This is a genomic window from Stenotrophomonas sp. YJH_SMC_79, assembly GCF_059367995.1.
The window spans coordinates 1-20,825 of record NZ_JCAFRK010000004.1 but is presented as its reverse complement, the minus strand read 5'-3'; the positions used below and the strand labels follow the sequence as shown (position 1 = coordinate 20,825).

Annotated in this window: 20 protein-coding genes; 16 read left to right on the top strand and 4 right to left on the bottom strand. The window is 66.6% G+C overall.

The window, feature by feature from the left end; genetic code table 11:
* Window positions 1-48 precede the first annotated feature (48 nt).
* Together AC5P57_RS15385 and AC5P57_RS15380 are read left to right on the top strand one after the other, a co-directional pair.
* Entirely contained in the window at window positions 49-2,151 is a 2,103-nt protein-coding gene (locus AC5P57_RS15385) for a sensor histidine kinase (RefSeq protein WP_262235165.1), read from the top strand.
* Between the two features lie 4 nt (window positions 2,152-2,155).
* Complete coding sequence (locus tag AC5P57_RS15380) at window positions 2,156-3,928, top strand: EAL domain-containing protein (RefSeq protein WP_032127372.1); 1,773 nt, start codon at window positions 2,156-2,158, stop codon at window positions 3,926-3,928.
* 93 nt (window positions 3,929-4,021) lie between these two features.
* On the opposite strand, the gene AC5P57_RS15375 is transcribed toward AC5P57_RS15380, so the two are convergent.
* The 4 genes from AC5P57_RS15375 to flgA form a co-directional block, all read right to left on the bottom strand.
* Complete coding sequence (locus tag AC5P57_RS15375; RefSeq protein WP_099552267.1) at window positions 4,022-5,242, bottom strand: ATP-binding protein; 1,221 nt, start codon at window positions 5,240-5,242, stop codon at window positions 4,022-4,024.
* Window positions 5,243-5,333: 91 nt separating this feature from the next.
* The gene (locus AC5P57_RS15370; protein ID WP_262235166.1) at window positions 5,334-5,672 is read right to left on the bottom strand and encodes a flagellar protein FlgN; all 339 of its coding nucleotides are present in this window, start codon (window positions 5,670-5,672) and stop codon (window positions 5,334-5,336) included.
* Window positions 5,669-5,974 carry a flagellar biosynthesis anti-sigma factor FlgM gene (gene flgM, locus AC5P57_RS15365; RefSeq protein WP_006444133.1) on the bottom strand — a complete coding sequence of 102 codons (306 nt, stop codon included), beginning with the start codon at window positions 5,972-5,974 and terminating at the stop codon, window positions 5,669-5,671. Before flgM ends, AC5P57_RS15370 begins: the two co-directional genes overlap by 4 nt.
* Window positions 5,975-6,049: 75 nt before the next feature.
* A complete protein-coding gene (gene flgA, locus AC5P57_RS15360; RefSeq protein ID WP_099552268.1) occupies window positions 6,050-6,706 on the bottom strand; it encodes a flagellar basal body P-ring formation chaperone FlgA in 657 nt (218 codons plus the stop codon).
* Window positions 6,707-6,965: 259 nt separating this feature from the next.
* Between flgA and AC5P57_RS15355 the strand changes: the two genes are divergently transcribed.
* The 14 genes from AC5P57_RS15355 to AC5P57_RS15290 all read left to right on the top strand — a co-directional run.
* Entirely contained in the window at window positions 6,966-7,910 is a 945-nt protein-coding gene (locus tag AC5P57_RS15355; RefSeq protein WP_005409577.1) for a chemotaxis protein, read from the top strand.
* 138 nt (window positions 7,911-8,048) lie between these two features.
* Window positions 8,049-8,444 carry a flagellar basal body rod protein FlgB gene (gene flgB / locus AC5P57_RS15350; RefSeq protein ID WP_099552270.1) on the top strand — a complete coding sequence of 132 codons (396 nt, stop codon included), beginning with the start codon at window positions 8,049-8,051 and terminating at the stop codon, window positions 8,442-8,444.
* A gap of 3 nt (window positions 8,445-8,447) precedes the next feature.
* Complete coding sequence (gene flgC, locus AC5P57_RS15345; protein ID WP_033835497.1) at window positions 8,448-8,855, top strand: flagellar basal body rod protein FlgC; 408 nt, start codon at window positions 8,448-8,450, stop codon at window positions 8,853-8,855.
* A 23-nt stretch (window positions 8,856-8,878) separates the two neighbouring features.
* On the top strand, window positions 8,879-9,562 hold the full coding sequence (locus tag AC5P57_RS15340; RefSeq protein ID WP_262235167.1) for a flagellar hook assembly protein FlgD: 684 nt from the start codon (window positions 8,879-8,881) through the stop codon (window positions 9,560-9,562).
* A 32-nt stretch (window positions 9,563-9,594) separates the two neighbouring features.
* A complete protein-coding gene (gene flgE / locus AC5P57_RS15335) occupies window positions 9,595-10,818 on the top strand; it encodes a flagellar hook protein FlgE (RefSeq protein WP_099552272.1) in 1,224 nt (407 codons plus the stop codon).
* A 32-nt stretch (window positions 10,819-10,850) separates the two neighbouring features.
* A complete protein-coding gene (locus AC5P57_RS15330) occupies window positions 10,851-11,600 on the top strand; it encodes a flagellar basal body rod protein FlgF (RefSeq protein WP_099552273.1) in 750 nt (249 codons plus the stop codon).
* 102 nt (window positions 11,601-11,702) lie between these two features.
* Window positions 11,703-12,488 carry a flagellar basal-body rod protein FlgG gene (gene flgG, locus AC5P57_RS15325; protein ID WP_495219654.1) on the top strand — a complete coding sequence of 262 codons (786 nt, stop codon included), beginning with the start codon at window positions 11,703-11,705 and terminating at the stop codon, window positions 12,486-12,488.
* A gap of 22 nt (window positions 12,489-12,510) precedes the next feature.
* Window positions 12,511-13,203 (top strand): flagellar basal body L-ring protein FlgH, encoded by a 693-nt coding sequence (gene flgH, locus AC5P57_RS15320; RefSeq protein ID WP_106549947.1) that lies wholly within the window; start codon window positions 12,511-12,513, stop codon window positions 13,201-13,203.
* A 2-nt stretch (window positions 13,204-13,205) separates the two neighbouring features.
* Entirely contained in the window at window positions 13,206-14,342 is a 1,137-nt protein-coding gene (locus AC5P57_RS15315; protein WP_099552275.1) for a flagellar basal body P-ring protein FlgI, read from the top strand.
* A 1-nt stretch (window position 14,343) separates the two neighbouring features.
* Window positions 14,344-15,543 (top strand): flagellar assembly peptidoglycan hydrolase FlgJ, encoded by a 1,200-nt coding sequence (gene flgJ / locus AC5P57_RS15310; protein WP_262235168.1) that lies wholly within the window; start codon window positions 14,344-14,346, stop codon window positions 15,541-15,543.
* 8 nt (window positions 15,544-15,551) lie between these two features.
* Window positions 15,552-17,432 (top strand): flagellar hook-associated protein FlgK, encoded by a 1,881-nt coding sequence (gene flgK, locus AC5P57_RS15305; protein ID WP_262235169.1) that lies wholly within the window; start codon window positions 15,552-15,554, stop codon window positions 17,430-17,432.
* Window positions 17,429-18,631 carry a flagellar hook-associated protein FlgL gene (flgL, locus tag AC5P57_RS15300; RefSeq protein ID WP_049432134.1) on the top strand — a complete coding sequence of 401 codons (1,203 nt, stop codon included), beginning with the start codon at window positions 17,429-17,431 and terminating at the stop codon, window positions 18,629-18,631. The genes flgK and flgL overlap by 4 nt, the downstream gene beginning before the upstream one ends.
* Window positions 18,632-19,049: 418 nt before the next feature.
* Window positions 19,050-20,270 (top strand): flagellin, encoded by a 1,221-nt coding sequence (locus tag AC5P57_RS15295; protein WP_495219653.1) that lies wholly within the window; start codon window positions 19,050-19,052, stop codon window positions 20,268-20,270.
* Between the two features lie 72 nt (window positions 20,271-20,342).
* Window positions 20,343-20,825 (top strand): flagellin N-terminal helical domain-containing protein (locus AC5P57_RS15290; RefSeq protein ID WP_495219652.1); only part of this gene is annotated, 483 nt, incomplete at its 3' end.

Sequence of the window (20,825 nt, the reverse complement as noted above, 5' to 3'; positions counted from 1 at the left end):
CACACCCGCGCGGTAAGATGGCCAGCGCCCCTTTCATCCAGCCCGTCCATGCCTGCAGAACCGACCGGCACCGCCCCTGTTCCCGACCCGCGGATGGCGCAGGCGCTGAGCCGCGACCGGCGGCGGGTGGTGCTGAGCTACCTGGTGATGGCATTGGCCTGGATGATCGCCTCCGACAGTGCCGTGCAGGCGCTGGTGCCGGATCCGCAGCAGGCGGCGATGTGGCAGAGCGTGAAGGGCTCGTTCTTCGCACTGGCCAGTGCCGGCCTGCTGTACCTGCTGCTGCGACCGCTGGCCGAGCACGTGCTGCACACCCATGCGCGCCAGCAGGCCTCGGAGCTGCGCCTGCGGCAGATGTTCGAGGGCAACCCCGGCCCGATCCTGGTCTACGACCTGGACACGCTGGCGATCCTCGACGCGAATCCGGCGGCCTGCAGCGCATTCGGCTGGGAGCGCGATGAACTGCTGGAGCAGACCATCGACTCGCTGTGGCCACCCGGCCAGGATCAGGCGCTGCAGACCAAGCTGGAGGCGATCCGTGAAGCACCCGAGGAGCTGTGCGTCCTGCGGACCCAGCTGCAGCTGCGCGACGGCTCGCTGCGGCAGATGGAACTGCGCTCCAACGCCATCAGCTATGACGGCCACAATGCCCGGTTGCTGATCGCCATCGACCGCACCGCCGAAGACCTGGCCCAGTTGCGCCGCGACCAGGCGCTGGCCCGGGTCGAAGAAGCCCACGAGCTGGCGCGCATCGGCGCCTGGGAACTGGATCCATCCACCGGCATGGGCCGCTATTCCAACCAGGTCTACCGCCTGCTTGGCCGCCGGCCTCCGGAAGCCCGCCGCTGGCACCGCTTCGATGAGCTGCTGGTGCCCGCCGACCCCGCCACCGCCACCCAGACCGAGCAGCTGCTGGCCGAGCTGTGCTCGGGTGATCCGGTGCAGGTGGACGTATTGCTGCCCCTGCTGTCGATGGATGGCCGCGCCTTGATGGTGCACCTGCGAGCCGCCAGTGGTGTCGATGAGTCCGGTCGCGGCCGCGTGCTGGGTACCCTGCAGGACGTGACCGAGCGCGAGCAGTCGCGACGCCTGCTGCGCGAGCGCGAAGAACAGTTCCGCGAGCTGGTGCGGGTACTGCCCGATGGCGTGGTGATCCTCTCCGATGAGCACGTGCTGTACACCAATGCCTGGGCGGCCAGCCTGTTCGGCTATGGCAGCCACACCCTGCTGGGTGAGCCGCTGTCGGCGCTGGTCGCTGCCGGTGATCTGGCGCGCGTCCGCGGCCAGCTGCGCGCCGGGCAGCCACACCTGGGCCCCGGCCACAGCAGCGTGGTGGCCATGCAGCGCGCAGACGGGCGCAGCTTCCATGCCGGCCTGGCGGTCGGCGAGGTGCGCTACGGCGGCCGCGACTGCAAGCTGCTGATCGTGCGTGACCTGAGCGATTCCGAACGGACGCGCAGTGCACTGGAAACCAGCAACCGCGAACTGCAGGCGATGGCCGGCCGGCTGTTCTCGCTGCAGGAGGACGAACGCCGCGCGATCTCGCGCGACCTGCATGACGACATCGGCCAGGCGATCACGGCGATCAAATTGTCCGCCCATGCGGCGCAGGACGAGCATGATCCACAGCGCCGCGGCGAGGACCTGGCACAGATCGTCAGCCTGGCCGACACCACGGTGGCCAAGCTGCGCGACATCTCTACCCTGCTGCGTCCGCCGCAGCTCGACGCGCTGGGCCTGGAAGCAGCCCTGAGCTGGCAGGCACGGGTGCTGTTCCGTTCGTCGCCGGTGGAACTGCTGGCCGAGATCGAGCCCCTGCCGCACCGCCCCGACAACAGTATCGAACAGGCCTGCTTCCGCATCGCCCAGGAAAGCCTGACCAATGTGCTGCGGCACGCGCGCGCCAGCCAGGTACAACTTCAGCTGCGCGACGTCGGCAAGCGCGGCCTGCACCTGCAGATCCGCGACGACGGCGAGGGTTTCGACCCGGACGGTCCGCGCGGCCTGGGCCTGATCGTAATGCGCGAGCGTGCGCAGAGTGTCGGCGGCCATGTGCGGATCGAATCCGCACATGGCGAAGGCACCCTGATCGACGTCCACCTCCCCTACCAGGCGGCCAGCATGGCTGCCGTCGATTCACCGGAATACTGAGCCTATGTGGAATCCCAACCAGCCCCCGGTCAGCATCGACGATGCACCCGACCGCCTCGGTGCCGGCAACCCCGAGCTGCAGGCGATGGTCGCCGAGGCGGCCTCCGGCGGCACCGCGCTGATGCTGATGCACGTGGACATCGACCACTTCGCTTCGGTGAACGAGAACATGAGCGCCGAGGTAGGTGACCAGGCGCTGGTGCTGGTGGCGCAGCGGTTGCAGTCCTACCTGCGCGGCCGCGGCAAACTGTGGCGGCATGGCAGCGACGAGTTCCTGATCGCGGTGCCGCGCACCGCCGACGTGCCGCTGCCGGAGGACTTCGCCGAGGAGATCCGGCAGCAGATGGAGCTGCCCCTGTCGGTGCTGCCGTACACATTGTTCATGACCGGCAAGCTGGGCGTGAGCCTGTGCCCGGACCATGCCAGCAGCACCTCGCGCCTGCTCGACCACGCCGAGGATGCGCTGTACCAGGCGGCCCGCGAAGGCGGCAATGCGGTGCGCATCCACGCAGTGGATACCCCGCCGAGCGCGCACAGCGAGAGCATCATCGCGCGCCAGATCGTCGACGCGATCCCCAATGGCGAGCTGAAGCTTCGCTACCAGCCGCTGGTCAGTGCCCGCGACGGCCACGTGGTGGGCATGGAGGCGCTGCTGCGCTGGCAGTCCCCCACGCTGGGCATGCTGGTGCCGGAGCGCTTCATGCGCACCGCCGAGCGGCTGGGCATCATCGTGCAGATCGGCACCTGGGTGCTGGAAGGCGCACTGAAGCAGGCCCGCCTGTGGCGCGACCAGGGCTTCGACGACTTCACCATCGCCGTGAACGTCTCCACCCTGCAGTTGTTGCGGCCGAACTTCTTCGCTGAAGTCATGGGCCTGATCCAGGCTGCAGGCGTGCCGGCGCAGATGCTGACGCTGGAGATCAACGAAAGCGCGCTGACCAACAACGTCAACTTCGTGCACGAGACGCTGGCCAACCTGCGCAACGAAGGCATCAGCCTCAGCCTGGACAACTTCGGCACCGGCGATTCCAGCCTGAGCGCGCTGGTGCGTTACCCGGTGGACAAGCTGAAGATCGACCGCAGCTTCATCAAGAGCGCGCCAGCCGGCAACCGCGAGGCGGCCATCGCCCGCGCGATCATCGCCATGGGCCACCAGCTGGGCATGACCGTGATCGCCAACGGCGTGGAATCGCAGGCCCAACTGGGTTTCCTGCGCCGCAACGACTGCGACGTGTTCCAGGGCTACCTGTTCGGCGAGCCGATGTCGGCCGATGCCGCCGGCATGACCCTGCGCCGACGCTACCTGCGCCCGGAAGCCTTCGCCGAAACGCGCCCGGACCGGACACTGCTGCTGCTGGATGACGAGGAGAACGTGCTGCGCTCGCTGGTGCGCCTGTTCCGCCGCGACGGCTACCGCATCCTGGCGGCCGGCAACGTGCGCGATGCGTTCGACCTGCTGGCGATCAACGACGTGCAGGTGATCCTGTCCGACCAGCGCATGAGCGACATGAGCGGCACCGAGTTCCTGGGCCGGGTGAAGATGCTGTACCCCGATACGATCCGCCTGGTGCTGTCCGGCTACACCGATCTGAACACCGTGACCGACGCGATCAACCGTGGTGCGATCTACCGTTTCCTGACCAAACCCTGGAACGACGATGAGCTGCGCAAGCACATCCACCAGGCGTTCCGCACCTATGAGGAGCAGCGCCGCAGCAACGCCGGTCCGGCGCCGGTGGAAAGCGGAGATGGCGGTGAGGATCGCCCGTTGCGGTGATGATCCCCTCTGGTAGAGCCGGCCGCTGGCCGGCTGCTCTGGATATCGGGTTCAATGAGGTTGCCGGCCAGCGGCCGGCACGACCGGAAGCGGTCAGCGCGGCTGCTTCACTGGCAACACCACGCGGAAGCGCGAACCGACGCCCGGGGTACTGTCCAGGTCGATGCGGCCATGGTGCTTGTTGATGATGCTGTAGGAGATCGACAGGCCCAGGCCGGTGCCGCTGCCAACAGGCTTGGTGGTGAAGAACGGATCGAAGATGCGCTGCCGCAGTTCCGGCGAGATGCCTCCGCCAGTGTCCTCGAATTCGACCCACACCTGGTCACCGTCGACACCGGTACGCACGGTGATCGTGCCGCGCTCGGCGATGGCGTGGCCGGCATTGAGCAGCAGGTTCATGTAGACCTGGTTCAACTCCGACGGCAGGCACTCCACCAGCGGCAGCTGGCCGAACTCGCGATGCAGGGTGACCTTGTACTTGAGCTCGTTCCAGATGATGTTGATGGTCGATTCCAGCCCTGCATGCAGGTCGACCAGCTTCCACGATTCGTCGCGGCCGGAATACGAGAAGTCCTTCAGGTCACGCACGATGCGGGTGACCCGCTCGATGCCTTCGCGCGATTCGGCCATCAGCTGCGGCAGGTCACGGCTGATGAAATCGATGTCCAGGCGGTCACGGATATCGTCGATTTCCGGAATCAACGCCTTCGGGTCCGGCGCCCGCAGGGCGCGTTCGTAGGCTTCAATCACCGTGAACAGGCTGCGCAGGTACTCCTGCAGGCTGCCCAGGTTGGAGTGCACGTAGCCGATCGGGTTGTTGATCTCGTGCGCAACGCCCGCGGCAAGCTGGCCGATCGAGGCCATCTTTTCCGACTGCAGCAGCTTCTCCTGGGTGCCGTTCAGGCGCAGGTAGGCCTGGCGCAGCTCCGCATGGCGCTGCTGCAGCTCGCGCTCGTAGTCTTCCTGCCCTTCGATATGGCGGAACAACGCCAGGAAGTGCCCCTGGCCCACCGGACCGTGGTGGTAAAGGTGGGCGATGACCACCCCCTCTCCCAGCGGCAGGCTGCCATTCCAGTGACCATGCTGCCGCGCCTGTTCCAGCGCATCGGGGGGCAGCAGTTCACGCAGCCGCTGCGGCGGCGGCAATGAACCTTCCCCGCCGCCGGCCAGCAGGTTCTGCGCGGCCGGATTGGCCAGCGCCACCTGCCCGTCTTCAGTGAACAGCAGCAGCCCTTCGCGCAGGCGCTCAAGCAGGGCCTGCAGCACCGGCTGCGGCGGAAGGGGGGCGGTAACCAGGGCGTTGGCAGCGGACACGGCGACTCGGGGCATTCGAACAGGCGCCCAATATACGCGGTCACGCAGCGGGCTTCAGCCCGCGGGGGTGGGTAGTGCGACCGCCGTCGCGTCAGGCGACGGCGAGTGGGCGGCGGGCAGTAACGGTGTGTGACTGGCCCTTGGCGTCATAGGCCGAGGCGTCTTCGGTACGGCCCAACTGGCGCAGTGCCCAGTTGACCTCGCGCCGGCGCCGCGAAAGCAGCACACCGTTGGCGCGGTTGCGCTCGGCCAGTTCCTGCAGCAGTTCGCCCTCGCCGACCGGCGGTGCGCCTTCCAGCGCTCGCAACGCCTCCAGCTTGGCGCCGGTGGCACGGATCAGGGCGTGCACGTCGTGCTCGACCAGGGCCTGGCGCTCAACGTCCAGGGCCTGGGCGAGACGCTGCAGCGGCTCGCTCATCGCTGCGGTCATCCCTGCAGCTGCTGGTCCAGATCGAGCATGCGCGATGCAATCGCGTCCGGATTGATCTTGTAGGTGCCGTTCTGCAGCGACTCGCGCACGGCGGCCACACGCTGGGCGTCGATCGCCGGGGCGGTGGTCAGCTCACGCTCGATGGCCTGCAGATTGGTGGCCTCGCCGGTCAGACGCAGGCTGTCGGCTGCCTCGACCGGGCGTGCCGGCGAATCGCTGCTGACGCCGGGCTTGCTGGCCGGGGTCGTCACGCTGCGCAGTGCCTGGGGGACCTGCAGGTTGCCGTCGATTTTCTGGCTCATGGGGTGTCCTGGAGTTGCCGTTCACAAGGGATAACGGCCTCAGGGCCGCGATCTTTAGGGATATTTTGCGGTAAATCAACGCGCCACGATTACGTCACCTGCGGCGTCGACCGTGCCCTGCACGATCCGCCGCGAGGACAGGTTCTCCACCGAGACCCGTTCATTCTCACCGGCATCGCCCATCGCGCGACCGGCAATGCGGACCTCGACCGAGCCGCGACGTGACACCAGGGCCACACTGTCTCCTCGCTTGATGAGACGCTGCACCACCAGATCGTTGTTCGACAGCAGGGCCCCGGCCTGCAATGGACGGCGGGCGATGCGACCGATCGCCGCGTTGGGATCGGCCAGCACAGCACCGGCAATCCGGGCCGCGTCACGCTGGGCAGTCGTGATATCGGCGGCGGTGAGGGTTTCTCCAGTGCCGATTCCACGGTTGAGCACCAGCACGGTCTGGTTGCGCCGCACCTTTACCGGCACGAACAGGCGCCAGCCGCCCGCGTCGGGGCAACTGACCTCGACCGTGGTGTTGGCAGTGGGCTGCACCTGCAGCGCGCCGCCACACTTCGGCAGGCGCAGCGCATCGGCCACCTGGGCCTCGCCCTCGCTGCCCGCCGGCAGGGTCGTCAGCGCTGCGGCGCGGATGCTGGCTACGGGCTGCCAGTCGGAGGCCGCCGCCCACGGCGAGGCCAGGGCAAGCGCGACGGCCAATAAAGATGTGACCCGGCGCATGGCGCCTCCTGTCGATGGGACCTGGCCCAGCTGCGTGCAAGGGGCGTGCCAGAGCGACGGGGCCTGTTGATCGAGTCCGGGGCGGGGATGCGACCGGATGGGTAGAGTCGACTGTCAGTCGATTTCGCGCGAAGTGCGGGGGTTCCCGCGATCGGATCGAAGAGCAGCCGACTGACAGTCGACTCTACAGAAGCGGTGTGGAGCACGCGGACGGCACACCACCCTCAAGTTCTGCCGCCGCAGCGCCGATACAGCAGCCATGTCCCATGACCTGCTCAACCGGATCGACCAGCGGACCCGTCTGGCCGGCCACAACCGCCTGGCGCTGCTGCTGTTCCGCCTCGGCGGACGTCAGCTTTTTGGCGTCAATGTCTTCAAGGTGCAGGAAGTCCTGCGGCGCCCGGAGCTGTTCCAGGTGCCCGGGCTGCCCAGCCAGTTCTCCGGCGTGGCCGACGTACGTGGCCGCTCGGTGCCGGTGCTGGATCTCGGCCTGGCCATCGGCCATCCCGAACGCGAGCCGGAGGCCGACACCTCGCCCGGCTATCTGGTCGTTACCGAGTTCAACCGCTCGATCCAGGGCTTCCTGGTCAGCGGTGTGGAGCGCATCGTCAACATCGCGGTGGAAGACATCCATCCGCCACCGGAGCTGGGCGCCGAATCGAGCTACCTGACCGCCGTAACCCGCTTCCAGGGCGAGCTGATCCAGGTCATCGATGTCGAAAGCGTGCTGGCCGACATTGCCCAGGTGCGCGGCGAGGCGGTGCTCGACCCCGCGATGGCAATGCCCTCCGACGGCCCGCAGCTGCAGGTGCTGGTGGTGGATGACTCGCGCGTGGCCCGCCAGCAGATCCGCAGCGTGCTCGACCAGCTGGGCGTAGGTGCCACCCTGCTCTCCGACGGCAAGCAGGCACTGGACCACCTGCTGCAGATCCACGCTTCCGGCGAGAACCCGGCCGAACGCTACGCCATGGTCATCTCGGACATCGAGATGCCGGCCATGGACGGCTATACGCTGACGACGGAAATCCGGCGCCATCCGGGCCTGGCCGGCCTGTATGTGCTGCTGCATACCTCGCTGTCGGGCGTATTCAACAATGCGATGGTCGAGCGCGTGGGTGCCAACGCCTTCGTCGCCAAGTACTCGCCGCACGAGCTGGCCGACTTCGTGCTGGACCGCCTGCGCAAGGTGGCGTTGGCGGCCTGACGTCCACTGATCCGGTAGTGCCGGCCGCTGGCCGGCATTCGCAGATCTATCGGGGAGCCGGCCAGCGGCCGGCACTACCCTCTCGAATTTGGCACACCCCTTGCAGCTTCCCGGGCAACGTTCCCGTGGGAGTGCACCGTGCGCAACCTGATTACCGACTACCTGGGCGTCCATGCCCAGGCCATGCCGTTGCGCGAACAGCGGATGAAGCTGATCGCCAGCAACCTCGGCAATGCCGACACTCCCGGCTACAAGGCCCAGGACCTGGACTTCGATGCCGCCCTGCGCCATGCCCAGGGGCTGGATGCCAACGGCCTGATGGCCACCACCCACGAGCAGCACTACGAAATCAGTAGTGGCCTGAACCCGTTCCAGATCGCGCGCGACGGCGTGCAGCCCAGCCTGGACGGCAACACCGTCGATCCCGATGCCGAGCGTGCGGCCTATGGCCGTGCTGCGCTCGAGTACCGCGCTTCGCTCAGCTTCGTCGAGAGCAAGGTGCGTTCCATGCTGACCGCGATCACGGGGCAATAAGCCATGAGCAACCTGCCGATCTTCGATATCGCCGGCTCCGCGTTGCAGGCGCAGTCGGTGCGCATGAGCACCATCGCCTCCAACCTCTCCAACGCCGACACCGTCGCCGGCTCCGCCGACGCGGTGTACAAGCCGCTGGAGCCGATCTTCCAGGCCGTCACCAGCAAGAACGATCCGAACATCACCTCGGTGAAAGTCAAGGAGATCACCCAGAGCGATGCGGCGCCGATCAAGCGCTACGAGCCCGGCCATCCGCTGGCCGACGCCGACGGCTACATCTACCAGCCCGACGTCGATCCGGTGGCGCAGATGGTCAACCTGATTTCGACCTCGCGCAATTACCAGGCCGGCGTGGAGATGCTGACCACCGCCAAGGAACTGGCCCTGGCCACCCTGACCATGGGCCGCTGAGGCCCGCAGTACCGGATACCGCCATGACCACCGCCGTCAACAACCAGACCAATCAGGACGTCTACGCCGCACTCGGCCTGAACGCCCCGAACAGCAACGCTACGAAGAAGAAGAACACGCTGGACCAGGCCGACTTCCTGCGCCTGATGACCGAGCAGCTGCAGCACCAGGATCCGCTGAAGCCGATGGACAACACGCAGATGGTCGCGCAGATGGCGCAGATGTCCACCGTGCAGGGCATCACCGATCTGAACAAGACGGTGAAGGGCTTCCAGGAATCGATGGCCAGCGACCAGGTGCTGCGCGGTGCCGCATTGGTCGGCCACCAGGTGCTGGTGCCGTCGGAAAAGCTGGTGCTGGAGAAGGAAGGCAGCGTTGAAGGCACGGTGGCCGCGCCTTCGGCCGGCATCATCACCGTCGACGTCACCGATGCCAACGGCACCAAGGTCACTTCGCTGAGCGTGGAAGCCAAGGCCGCCGGCGAAACCGCCTTCAAGTGGGACGGCAAGGACGCCAACGGCAAGCGCATGGAACCGGGCAAGTACTCCATCGTCGCCAACCACGTCGACACCGCCGGCAAGAGCACCAAGTTGTCCACCTACGTGCAGGCACCGGTGGAAAGCGTGACCGTCGGTTCCGACGGCCTGTACCTGAACCTCAAGGGCCTGGGCACGGCCCCGATCGACTACGTGCTCCGCGTCAGCTGAGCCGCACACCCCGCACTTACCAGGAGCATCCCATGGGCTTCAATGTCTCGCTGTCCGGCATCAATGCCGCCAATTCCGACCTGAGCGTCACCGCCAACAACGTCGCCAACGTCAACACCACCGGCTTCAAGGAATCGCGCGCCGAGTTCGCCGACCTGTTCTCGGCCACCGGTTACGGCCTGTCGAAGAACGCCGTGGGTTCGGGCGTCCGTGTCTCCAATGTTGCCCAGCAGTTCAAGCAGGGCCACAACGAACAGACCGGCCGCAGCCTGGACATGGCCATTTCCGGTGAGGGCTTCTTCACCATGAACATGAACGGCACCCGGGTCTATTCGCGCGCGGGCAACTTCCAGACCGATGCATCGGGTTACGTGGTCAACCCGCAGGGAGCGCGCCTGCAGGTGTTCGCGCCGAATGCAGACGGCACCAACTTCGATGCCGGCCGCATGGTCGACCTGCAGCTGCTGACCACCGACAGCCCGCCGAAGCAGACCAGCGAAGTGAAGGTCGGCTTCACCCTGCCGGCCAACGCCAAGCAGCCGACCGTCACCACCTTCGACCCGACCGACTCCAACAGCTACAACCACTCCAGCGGCGGCATCACGGTGTACGACTCGCTGGGCGTGAGCCACATCCAGGTCTCCTATTTCGTGAAGGGTGCCAACCCGAACGAGTGGACCGTGCGCAACTACGTGGACGGCCAGCCGGCTGGCGCACCGACCCCGGTCACCTTCGACAACAGTGGCAAGCTCACCGCGCCGGCCAACGGCAAGGTCAGCCTCGGCACCTTCACCCCGACCACGGGTGCGGGCGTACTGAACATGACGCTGGATATCAACGGCTCGACCCAGTACGGCGAGAAGTTCGCGCTGCGCAACACCCAGCAGGACGGCTATGCCGCCGGCAAGCTCAACGAGATCACCGTGTCGGAAACCGGCGTGGTCTACGCCCGTTATTCCAACGGCGCCGACAAGCCGCTGGGCCAGGTCGCGCTGACCACCTTCAACAATCCGCAGGGCCTGGAATCGAAGGGCAACAACCTGTGGGTGGATACCTTCAGCTCGGGTACGCCGCGTACCGGCATGCCGGACACCTCCAACCTCGGCAAGATCCAGGCCGGTTCGCTGGAGGCCTCCACCGTCGACCTCACCGAGCAGCTGGTCAACATGATCACCGCGCAGCGCAACTTCCAGGCCAACGCGCAGATGATCACCACCCAGGACCAGATCACCCAGACCGTCATCAACATCCGTTGATGAACTGCTGACCCCGTCTCGGAACTTCCCGCATGGATAAAGCCCTTTACGTGGCGATGACCGGTGCCCGCGCCTCCCTGCAGGCGCAGGGCACGCTCAGCCACAATCTCGCCAACTCGGACACCCCTGGCTTCAAGGAAGCGCTGGCCAACACCGAAGCCTTCCCGATCAAGGGCCCGGGCTTTGCCTCGCGGGTGGATGCACTGCACGTCGACGCCGGTTTCAACCGCCGGCCCGGCGCGCAGCACATCACCGGCAAGCCGCTGGACCTGGCGCTGCAGACCGGCACCTGGCTGGCCGTGCAGTCCACCGATGGCAGCGAGGCGTACACGCGCGGCGCTGCACTGTCGGTCACGCCGAACGGCCAGCTGGTGACGTCCAGCGGCCGCCCGGTGCTGGATGACAACAACAACCCGATCGCCATTCCGCCCTACCAGGCGATGGAGATCGGTGCCGACGGCACGATCTCGATCATTCCGCAGGGCGAAGGCCCGCAGACGATGGCCCAGGTCGGACGGATCAAGGTGGTGCAGGCACCGGACGAGCGCCTGGAGCGTGGCCTGGATGGCCTGTTCCGCAACACCGATCCGCGCCAGCCGTTTGCGCCTGCGCAGGGCACGGCGGTGCACAGCGGCCAGCTGGAAGGCAGCAACGTCGATGCCGCCGGTGCGCTGGTGCAGATGATCCAGCTGCAGCGCCAGTACGAAATGCAGGTGCAGGTGATCAAGCACGGCGACGACAACGCGCGCAGCGCCAACAGCCTGCTGCGCCTGGGCAGCTGACGGAATTCCGGCGCCGCTTGAATGCGGCGCTGGCACACCGCTTGCACACCCGAAGACAAGGGCCGCACCGCGCGGCCGGCTCCACCAGACAGGACACCGAAGATGAACCAGGCATTGTGGATCGCGAAAACCGGACTGGATGCGCAGCAGATGCGCATGTCGGTGGTTTCCAACAACCTCGCCAACACCAACACCACCGGCTTCAAGCAGGACCGTGCCAGCTTCGAGGACCTGCTGTACCAGCAGGTACGCCAACCCGGCGGCTCCTCCTCGGCACAGACACAGCTGCCGACCGGCCTGCAGCTGGGTACCGGCGTGCGCGTGGTCGCCACCGCCAAGAACTTCGAACAGGGTGGCCAGCAGCAGACCGGCCGCGCACTGGACGTGATGGTCAACGGCCGCGGCTTCTTCGAAGTGCAGATGCTCGATGGCAGCTCGGCCTACACCCGTGATGGCTCGTTCAAGATCAACCAGGACAGCGAGCTGGTCACCAACAGCGGCTACCCGGTGCAGCCGGGCATCCAGATTCCCGAAGGCGCGCAGTCGGTGACCATCGGTACCGACGGCACCATCAGCGTGAAGATGGCCGACGGCGCCGCCTCGGTGGAAGTGGGCGCGCTGACCCTGACCGACTTCGTCAATCCCGCCGGCCTGCAGGCCCGCGGTGAGAACCTGTTCCTGGAGACCACGGCCTCCGGCCCGGCACAGAACGGCAATCCCGGCCTCAACGGCCTCGGCACCGTGGTGCAGGGCGCGCTGGAGGGCAGCAACGTCAACGTGGTGGAAGAGCTGGTGTCGATGATCGAAACCCAGCGCGCCTACGAAATGAACGCCAAGGCGATCTCCACCACCGATTCGATGCTCGGCTACCTCAACAACAAGCTCTGACCGGCCAACCCGGGAAACCGCCATGTCGCCCATTTCCAACTTCGCCCGCACTGCCCTCGCCTGCGCCGTGGCTGCCCTGCTCGGTGGCTGCGTGATTGCCGGCGATGTGCGCCCCTATCCGGCAATGGCACCGATCCAGCCGATCATGCCACCGCAGGCCGAACCGACCGCCGGCGCGATCTACGCGGCCGGCCCGACCCTGCAGTTGTATTCGGACCGTCGCGCGCGCGATGTCGGCGACCTGCTGACCATCACCCTGCTGGAAAACACCACCGCGCAGACCAGTGCCAACACAGCCACCAACAAGGAGTCCAACCTGAGCCTGGGCACGCCCTCCATCCTCGGCGCGCCCGTTACGCTGGGCGGCAAGGACATCCTCAGTGCGACGGCCAAGGGTGCGCGTGACTTCACCGGCAAGGGCAACAGCGCGCAGAGCAACCGCCTGCAGGGCAACGTGACCGTGACCGTGGTGCAGCGCCTGCCCAACGGCAACCTGGTTGTGCAGGGGCAGAAGAACCTGCGCCTGAACCAGGGCGACGAGCTGGTGCAGGTACAGGGCATCGTGCGCCCCGGCGACATCAGCGCCGACAACACCGTGCCCTCCAGCCGCGTGGCTGAGGCGCGCATCGTCTACGGCGGCCGCGGCCCTGTCGCGCAGTCCAACGCGATGGGCTGGTTGAGCCGCTTCTTCAACTCCGGCCTGACGCCGTTCTGAGTATGGCCATGAAATCCTTCTTCTCTTCCTCCTGGCAGCGACGCGCGGCGTCGTTCGTCGCTTTGATGCTACTGATCGTGGCAGCCCCAGCCAGCGCCGAACGCATCAAGGACCTGGCCCAGGTCGGTGGCGTACGCGGCAATGCGCTGGTGGGCTACGGCCTGGTGGTCGGCCTGGACGGCAGCGGCGACCGCACGAGCCAGGCGCCCTTCACCGTGCAGAGCCTGAAGAACCTGCTCGGCGAGCTGGGCGTGAACGTTCCGCCGAACGTCAATCCGCAGCTGAAGAACGTGGCGGCGGTGGCGATCCACGCTGAACTGCCGCCGTTCGCCAAGCCGGGCCAGCCGATCGACATCACGGTGTCCTCGATCGGCAACGCGGTGTCGCTGCGCGGCGGTTCGCTGCTGATGGCCCCGCTGCGCGGCGCCGATGGCCAGATCTATGCCATCGCCCAGGGCAACCTGATCGTGGGTGGCTTTGGCGCGCAGGGCAAGGATGGTTCGCGCGTCTCGGTGAACGTACCCAGTGTCGGCCGCATTCCCAATGGCGCCACCGTGGAACGTGCCCTGCCCGACCCGCTGGCCAATGGCGGCGAGATCACCCTGAACCTGCACAACAATGACTTCACGACCGTCTCGCGCATGGTCGCGGCGCTCAACAATGCGTTCGGCGAAGGTGCGGCACGCGCGGTCGATGGCGTGACCGTGGCGGTCACCGCACCGACCGATCCGGGCGCACGCATCGGCCTGCTGGCTCGCATCGAGAACCTGGAACTGACCCCGGGCAGCGCCCCGGCCAAGGTGGTGGTCAATTCGCGTACCGGCACCGTGGTCATCGGCCAGCAGGTGCGGGTCGGACCTGCCGCGATCTCGCATGGTTCGCTGACCGTGACGATCCAGGAAAACACCAATGTCAGCCAGCCCAACGCGCTGTCCGGCGGCCGCACCGTGGCCAGCCCGCAGTCGACCATCACCGCCACCAATGACGGCAGCCGCATGTTCAAGTTCAGCGGCGGCACCACCCTGGACGAGATCGTGCACGCGGTGAACGCGGTAGGCGCGGCACCGGGCGATCTCATTGCGATCCTGGAAGCCCTGAAGCAGGCCGGCGCCCTGAGTGCCGAGCTCGAGGTGATCTGATATGCGCATCAATCCCGCATTCGATCTGCACCCGGCGCAACAGAACGATCCGGCCAAGATCGACAAGGTCGCGCGACAGCTGGAAGGCCAGTTCGCGCAGATGCTGGTCAAGAGCATGCGTGACGCCAGCTTCGGCGACTCGCTGTTCCCCGGCGAAAACAAGATGTTCCGCGACATGTACGACCAGAAGATCGCCGAGGCGATGACCCGCGGCAAGGGCCTGGGCCTGTCCGGCATGATCAGCCGGCAGCTGTCCGGCCAGGCCGCCGATGGCCCGGCGCTGGATACCCGCGTGGACCCGGCCAAGGCCAGTCGTGCCTATCAGCTCAATGCACCGGCCAAGCCTGCGCCATCGCTGCCGCTGGAAGACGGCAGCCAGGCCGTGCGCCTGCTGCAGCAGATGGCCGCCGGCGCCCAGTCGGGCGCACACGCGGCGGTTGCGCCGATGGAACAGGCGCTGGACCTGATCGCCGGTCGCGAAAGCAGCAGCATGCACCGCTCGCTGGGCACCGAAGATCCGTACATCGGCAGCCTGCAGGGCGAGGACTGGGCCGCCAACAGCGATCAGTGGTCGGCCACAGCCAGCAACCGCGGCACGGCCATCAGCCCGGCCGATGCGATGGCTACCCGCACCGCCGTCGCCCAGCTGGGCGAGCACACCCCGGAAGGTTTCGTCGCCAGCATCTGGCAGCACGCGCAGCGTGCGGCCAAGGAGCTGGGCGTGGATGCCCGCGCCCTGGTCGCCCAGGCAGCGCTGGAGACCGGCTGGGGCAAGCGCCACATCAAGCATGCCGACGGCAGCACATCGCACAACCTGTTCGGCATCAAGGCCAATGGCTGGAACGGCCAGCGCGCCGTGGCCGGTACCCACGAGTATGTCGATGGCGTGCGCCGCAACGAGACCGCCAGCTTCCGCGCCTACAGTTCGCCAGCCGAGAGCTTTGCCGACTACGTGCGCCTGCTGAAGACCAGCCCGCGCTACCAGCAGGCCCTGCAGGCCGGCACCGATGTGCAGGGCTTCGCCAGTGGCCTGCAGCGTGCCGGCTATGCCACCGACCCGCGCTACGCGGCCAAGATCGCCGCGATCGCCGGCGGACCGACCATCGAGCGTGCCGTCAACGCCGTGGCAGACGCCGGCTCGCGCCTTGGCCAGACCTTCGCCAGCACCGCAACCGCGGCGCTGGGTATCACCCGTCGTTGAGGAACCCCATGTCCAGCGTACTTTCCACCGGTACCGGTGCCCTGCTCGCCTTCCAGCGTGCGTTGGCGACCACCAGCCACAACGTGGCCAACCTCAATACCCCGGGCTACAGCCGGCAGAAGGTCAACTTCGCCACGGCTGATCCCCAGAACTACGGCTACGGCACGGTCGGCAACGGCACCCGCATCACCGACATCCGCCGTACCGCCGACCAGTTGGCGATCTCGCGCCTGCTCGACAGCAGCGGCGAGCTGGCGCGCCTGAAGCAGCTCTCCGGCATGGCCGACCGGGTCAATTCGTTGTTCTCCGACGCGGCAACCAACGTGTCCGGCGTCTGGTCGAAGTTCTTCGATTCGGTCAGCGGCCTGTCCTCCAATGCCGCCGGCACCGCCGACCGCCAGAACATGCTGGACGGTGGCAAGGCCCTGGCCAACCGCTTCGTGCAGCTCAACACGCACCTGAACAACCTCAACAGCGAGGTCAACAACGGCCTGCTGGCCGGCGCTACCGAGGTCAACCGGTTGGCGCAGGAGATCGCGCAGATCAACGGTGCGATCGGCACCAACATCGCTACCGCCGCACCGGACCTGCTCGATCGCCGCGACCAGCTGATCACCCAGCTGATCGGCTACACCGGTGGCACCGCCGTGATCCAGGACGGCGGCATCATGAATGTCTACACCGCCGGCGGAAACGCGCTGGTGGTGGGCACCACGGCGACCAAGGTCACCACCGTTGCCGACCCGTACCAGCCGGAGCGGCTGCAGCTGGCGCTGGAAACGCAGGGCAACACCATCCGGCTGGACCCGAAGGCGGTCGGTGGCCAGATCGGCGGCCTGCTGGAGTTCCGCGACACCGTGCTGACGCCCGCCCAGGCCGAACTGGGCAAGCTGGCGGTAGGGCTGGCCGAGAGCTTCAACCAGGTGCATCACCAGGGCGTGGACCTGTATGGCCAGCTGGGGGGGGACTTCTTCAACATCGGCAACCCACGCGTCACCGCCAACAATGCCAACACCAGTACCGCCAGCCTCAGCGCCACTTACGGCGACCTCGGCAAGCTGGACGCGCAGAACGTGGTGCTGCAGTTCGATGGCAGCAACTGGAAGGCCAGCCGTGCCGACACCGGCGCCAACGTTCCGCTGACCGGCACCGGCACGGCCGCCGATCCACTGGTGATCAACGGCGTCAAGCTGGTGGTCGGCGGTACCCCGGCAGCCAACGACCGCTTCCTGCTGCAGCCGACCGCAGGCGTGGCTGGCAGCATGGAAGTGGCGATCACCGATCCCTCGCGCATCGCCGCCGCAGCGGCGGTGAAGGGCGCGGCGGCGACGTCCAACACCGGCACCGGCAAGCTGAACGGTGTCACCGTCAGCGATTCGACCAACGCCAACCTGCGCAATCCGGCCGCGATCGTGTTCACCTCGGCCACCACCTACACCATCGATGGTGGCCCGCCGCAGACCTACACGCCCGGCCAGACCATCAGCGCCAATGGCTGGAGCTTCGTGCTGGACGGTGCGCCGAAGGTCGGCGACACCTTCAACATCACTCCGACCCCGGCGGGCTCTTCGGACAACAGCAACGCCTCCAGGCTGTCCAAGGTGGAGAGCACCAAGGCGTTCAACAGTGGCACAGTCACCCTCAATGGCGCTCTGGGCGGCCTGACCACCCAGGTCGGTGCAGCCGCCCGCTCGGCCGAGTATTCGCTGGAAGCGCAGCTGGTGATCAATGACAAGGCGCAGGAAGCACGCGATGAAGTGTCCGGCGTCAACCTGGACGAGGAAGCGGCCGACATGCTGCGCCTGCAGCAGGCCTACCAGGCCGCCTCGCAGCTGATCTCCACCGCCGACAGCATGTTCCAGACCATCCTGGGAGCCGTCCGCCGATGAGCAGCCGTATCTCCACCAGCATGATGTTCAACCAGTCCGTGTCGCTGATGATGGCCAAGCAGGCCAAGCTCAGCCACCTGGAACAGCAGATCGCCACCGGCAGCAAGATCGTCAGCGCCAAGGACGATCCGGTCGCCGCTGGTGCGGCGGTTGGGCTTGACCGCAGTCTGGCCGCACTGGACCGGATGAAACTCAATGCCGGCAACGTGCAGAACCGGCTGGGGGTGCAGGAGAACACCCTGGCCCAGGTCAACGACCTGATGGCGCGTGTCAACGACCTGACCATCCAGGCCAGCAATCCGGCACTGGGCGCCGCCGACAAGAAAACGCTGATCACCGAACTGAACCAGATCCGCGAGGGCCTGTTGTCGCTGGCCAACGCCGACGACGGCACCGGCCGCTACGTGTTCGGCGGCACCAACGATGGCGATCCGCCGTTCGCCAAGATCAATGGCAAGGTGGTCTACCGTGGCGACCAGACCCAGCGCCAGATTGAAGTCGGCCCCGACACCTATGTGCGGGATGCCCTGCCCGGCAGTGAAATCTTCATGCGCATTCCTACCGGCGACGGCTTCGTCGATGGCGGTGCCGCGGCCGGCAATACCGGCAACGGCGTGCTGACCAACATCACCCGCGATGGCAGCGACAGCTGGAACGGCCAGTCCTTCAGCATCCGCTTCACCGCCGCCGACCAGTACCAGGTACTGGACGGCGCTGGCAACGTGACCGGCACCGGCACGTTCAAGGCCGGTGACAACGTGGAAGTCAACGGTGTACGCCTGCAGATCACCGGCGCACCTGCTGCCGGTGACAGCTTCAATGTGAAGCCGGCAACCAGCCGCGACATCTTCGACACCATGGACAAGCTGATTGCCGCGCTTGATGCCGACACCGGTACCACCGCGAAGATGAGCGCGCAGCAGAACGAACTGCAGAGCGCCCTGCGCGATGTGGCCCGTGCGTCGGAGCGGATGATCGATTCGCGTGCGGCCGGCGGTGCGCAGCTGAAAGCACTGGACAATGCCGCCGACATGCGCGAAGCCAACAGCGTGACCTTGAAGACCACGTTGTCCCAGATGCGCGACCTGGACTACGCCGATGCGCTGAGCCAGTACCAGCTGCAGAGCACCGCACTGCAGGCGGCACAGACGATCTTCTCGCAGATGCAGTCGATGTCGTTGTTCAACAAGATCCGCTGACGCTTCCCAAGCGTCACCCTCTGAAGGCCGCGATGCCCTGCATCGCGGCCTTTTTCGTTCCTGCGTGCCCGTTCCGTCGCGCTCGCCCGGCGCGGTCCGCCGCTGCCGGAAAGCTGCGCCGGCGCATTTTCCGTGATTTCCCATCAAGCCCGGCCCTGCCCCGCCGATACCTTCATCAGCGCTGGTTGGGCATGCCCAACCGCCCCTTCCGGGGTTGCCTTCACGCCCGACCAGGGCTGAAAAACCCCGGGAAAACTGCCTCCGGCACCGAATTTCAGCTTCGACGGAATTCACGGCTAAAGGTTGTTGACAAAGCGCCGTTATTCATTTGGCAACAGCGAAGCACACAGCCACACAAAAAAACAGGCGGCGCTTCGTTTCATTCACCAACGGGTTCCATATAAGAGGAGACGACCCCATGGCACAGGTAATCAACACCAATACGATGTCGCTCAACGCTCAGCGCAACCTGAGCACCAGCGGCAGCTCGCTCGCTACCACCATCCAGCGCCTCTCGTCCGGCCTGCGCATCAACAGCGCGAAGGACGACGCGGCCGGTCTGGCGATCTCCGAGCGCTTCGGCACGCAGATCCGCGGTCTGGACGTGGCCATCCGCAACGCCAACGACGGTATCTCGCTGGCCCAGGTCGCCGAGGGTTCGCTGAGCGAAGTCGGCAACAACCTGCAGCGCATCCGTGAACTGGCCGTGCAGTCCTCCAACGCCACCAACTCGGCCAGCGACCGCAAGGCCCTGCAGGCTGAAGTGACCCAGCTGGTCTCGGAAGTCGACCGCGTCGCCAAGCAGGCCGATTTCAACGGCACCAAGCTGCTGGACGGCTCCTTCACCAGCCAGCTGTTCCAGGTCGGCGCCAACGCCGGCCAGGCCATCGCCATCAACAGCGTGGTCAACGCCAAGGCCGATTCGCTGGGCGCGGCGACCTTCGCCAACGGCTACACCGGCACCAGCCTGGCCGCGGCCGACAAGGCCACCGCCGACACCACCTACTCCGGCCTGCAGATCTCGGTGACTCCGCCGGGCGGCACTGCGACCACGGTCACCATCAACGACTTCACCGTGAAGGCGGGTGAATCGATCACCTCGGCCACCTCCGCCGCGATCAACAACAAGCTGGGCGAAACCGGCGTCATGGCCTCGGTCAATGCCGGTGTGATCAGCCTGGCCTCGGTCAAGGACGGCCAGACCTTCACCCTGGGCGTCAGTGCCGCAACCCCGCCGGCCGGCGCCACCGCCGCGACCATCGCCGGCCTGGGCCTGACCCAGACCAGCACCGACGGCGGCCTGCTGACCGGCGCCACGGCCAACTTCGTCAAGGACCTGAACGTCACCACGGCCGAGGGCGCGCAGAAGGCGCTGTCGATCGTCGACAAGGCCCTCGAGTCGGTCAACAGCGTGCGCGCCGACCTTGGCGCGATCCAGAACCGCTTCACCTCGGTGGTGGCCAACCTGCAGACCTCCTCGGAGAACCTGTCGGCCTCGCGCAGCCGCATCCGCGATACCGACTTCGCCAAGGAAACCGCCGAACTGACCCGCACCCAGATCCTGCAGCAGGCCGGTACGGCCATGCTGGCCCAGGCCAACCAGGTACCGCAGAACGTGCTCAGCCTGTTGCAGCGCTGACATGAGCCGCCCCCGGGGCACGTCGGGGGCGTCTAACCCAACTCACGTGCAACCGCTCAAGGACCTCTCCTCATGGCACAAGTCATCAACACCAATACGATGTCGTTGAATGCTCAGCGTAACCTGAGCACCAGCGGCAGCTCGCTGGCCACCACCATCCAGCGCCTGTCCTCCGGTTCGCGCATCAACAGCGCCAAGGACGACGCCGCCGGTCTGGCGATCTCCGAGCGCTTCGGCACGCAGATCCGCGGTACCGACGTCGCCATCCGCAACGCCAACGACGGCATCTCGCTGGCCCAGGTCGCCGAAGGTTCGCTGACCGAAATCGGCAACAACCTGCAGCGCGTCCGCGAGCTGTCGGTGCAGGCCTCCAACGCCACCAACTCGGCCAGCGACCGCAAGGCGCTGCAGGCTGAAGTGACCCAGCTGGTCTCGGAAATCGACCGCGTCGCCAAGCAGTCGGACTTCAACGGCACCAAGCTGCTGGACGGCACGTTCTCCAGCCAGCTGTTCCAGGTCGGCGCCAATGCCGGCCAGGCCATCGCCATCGACAAG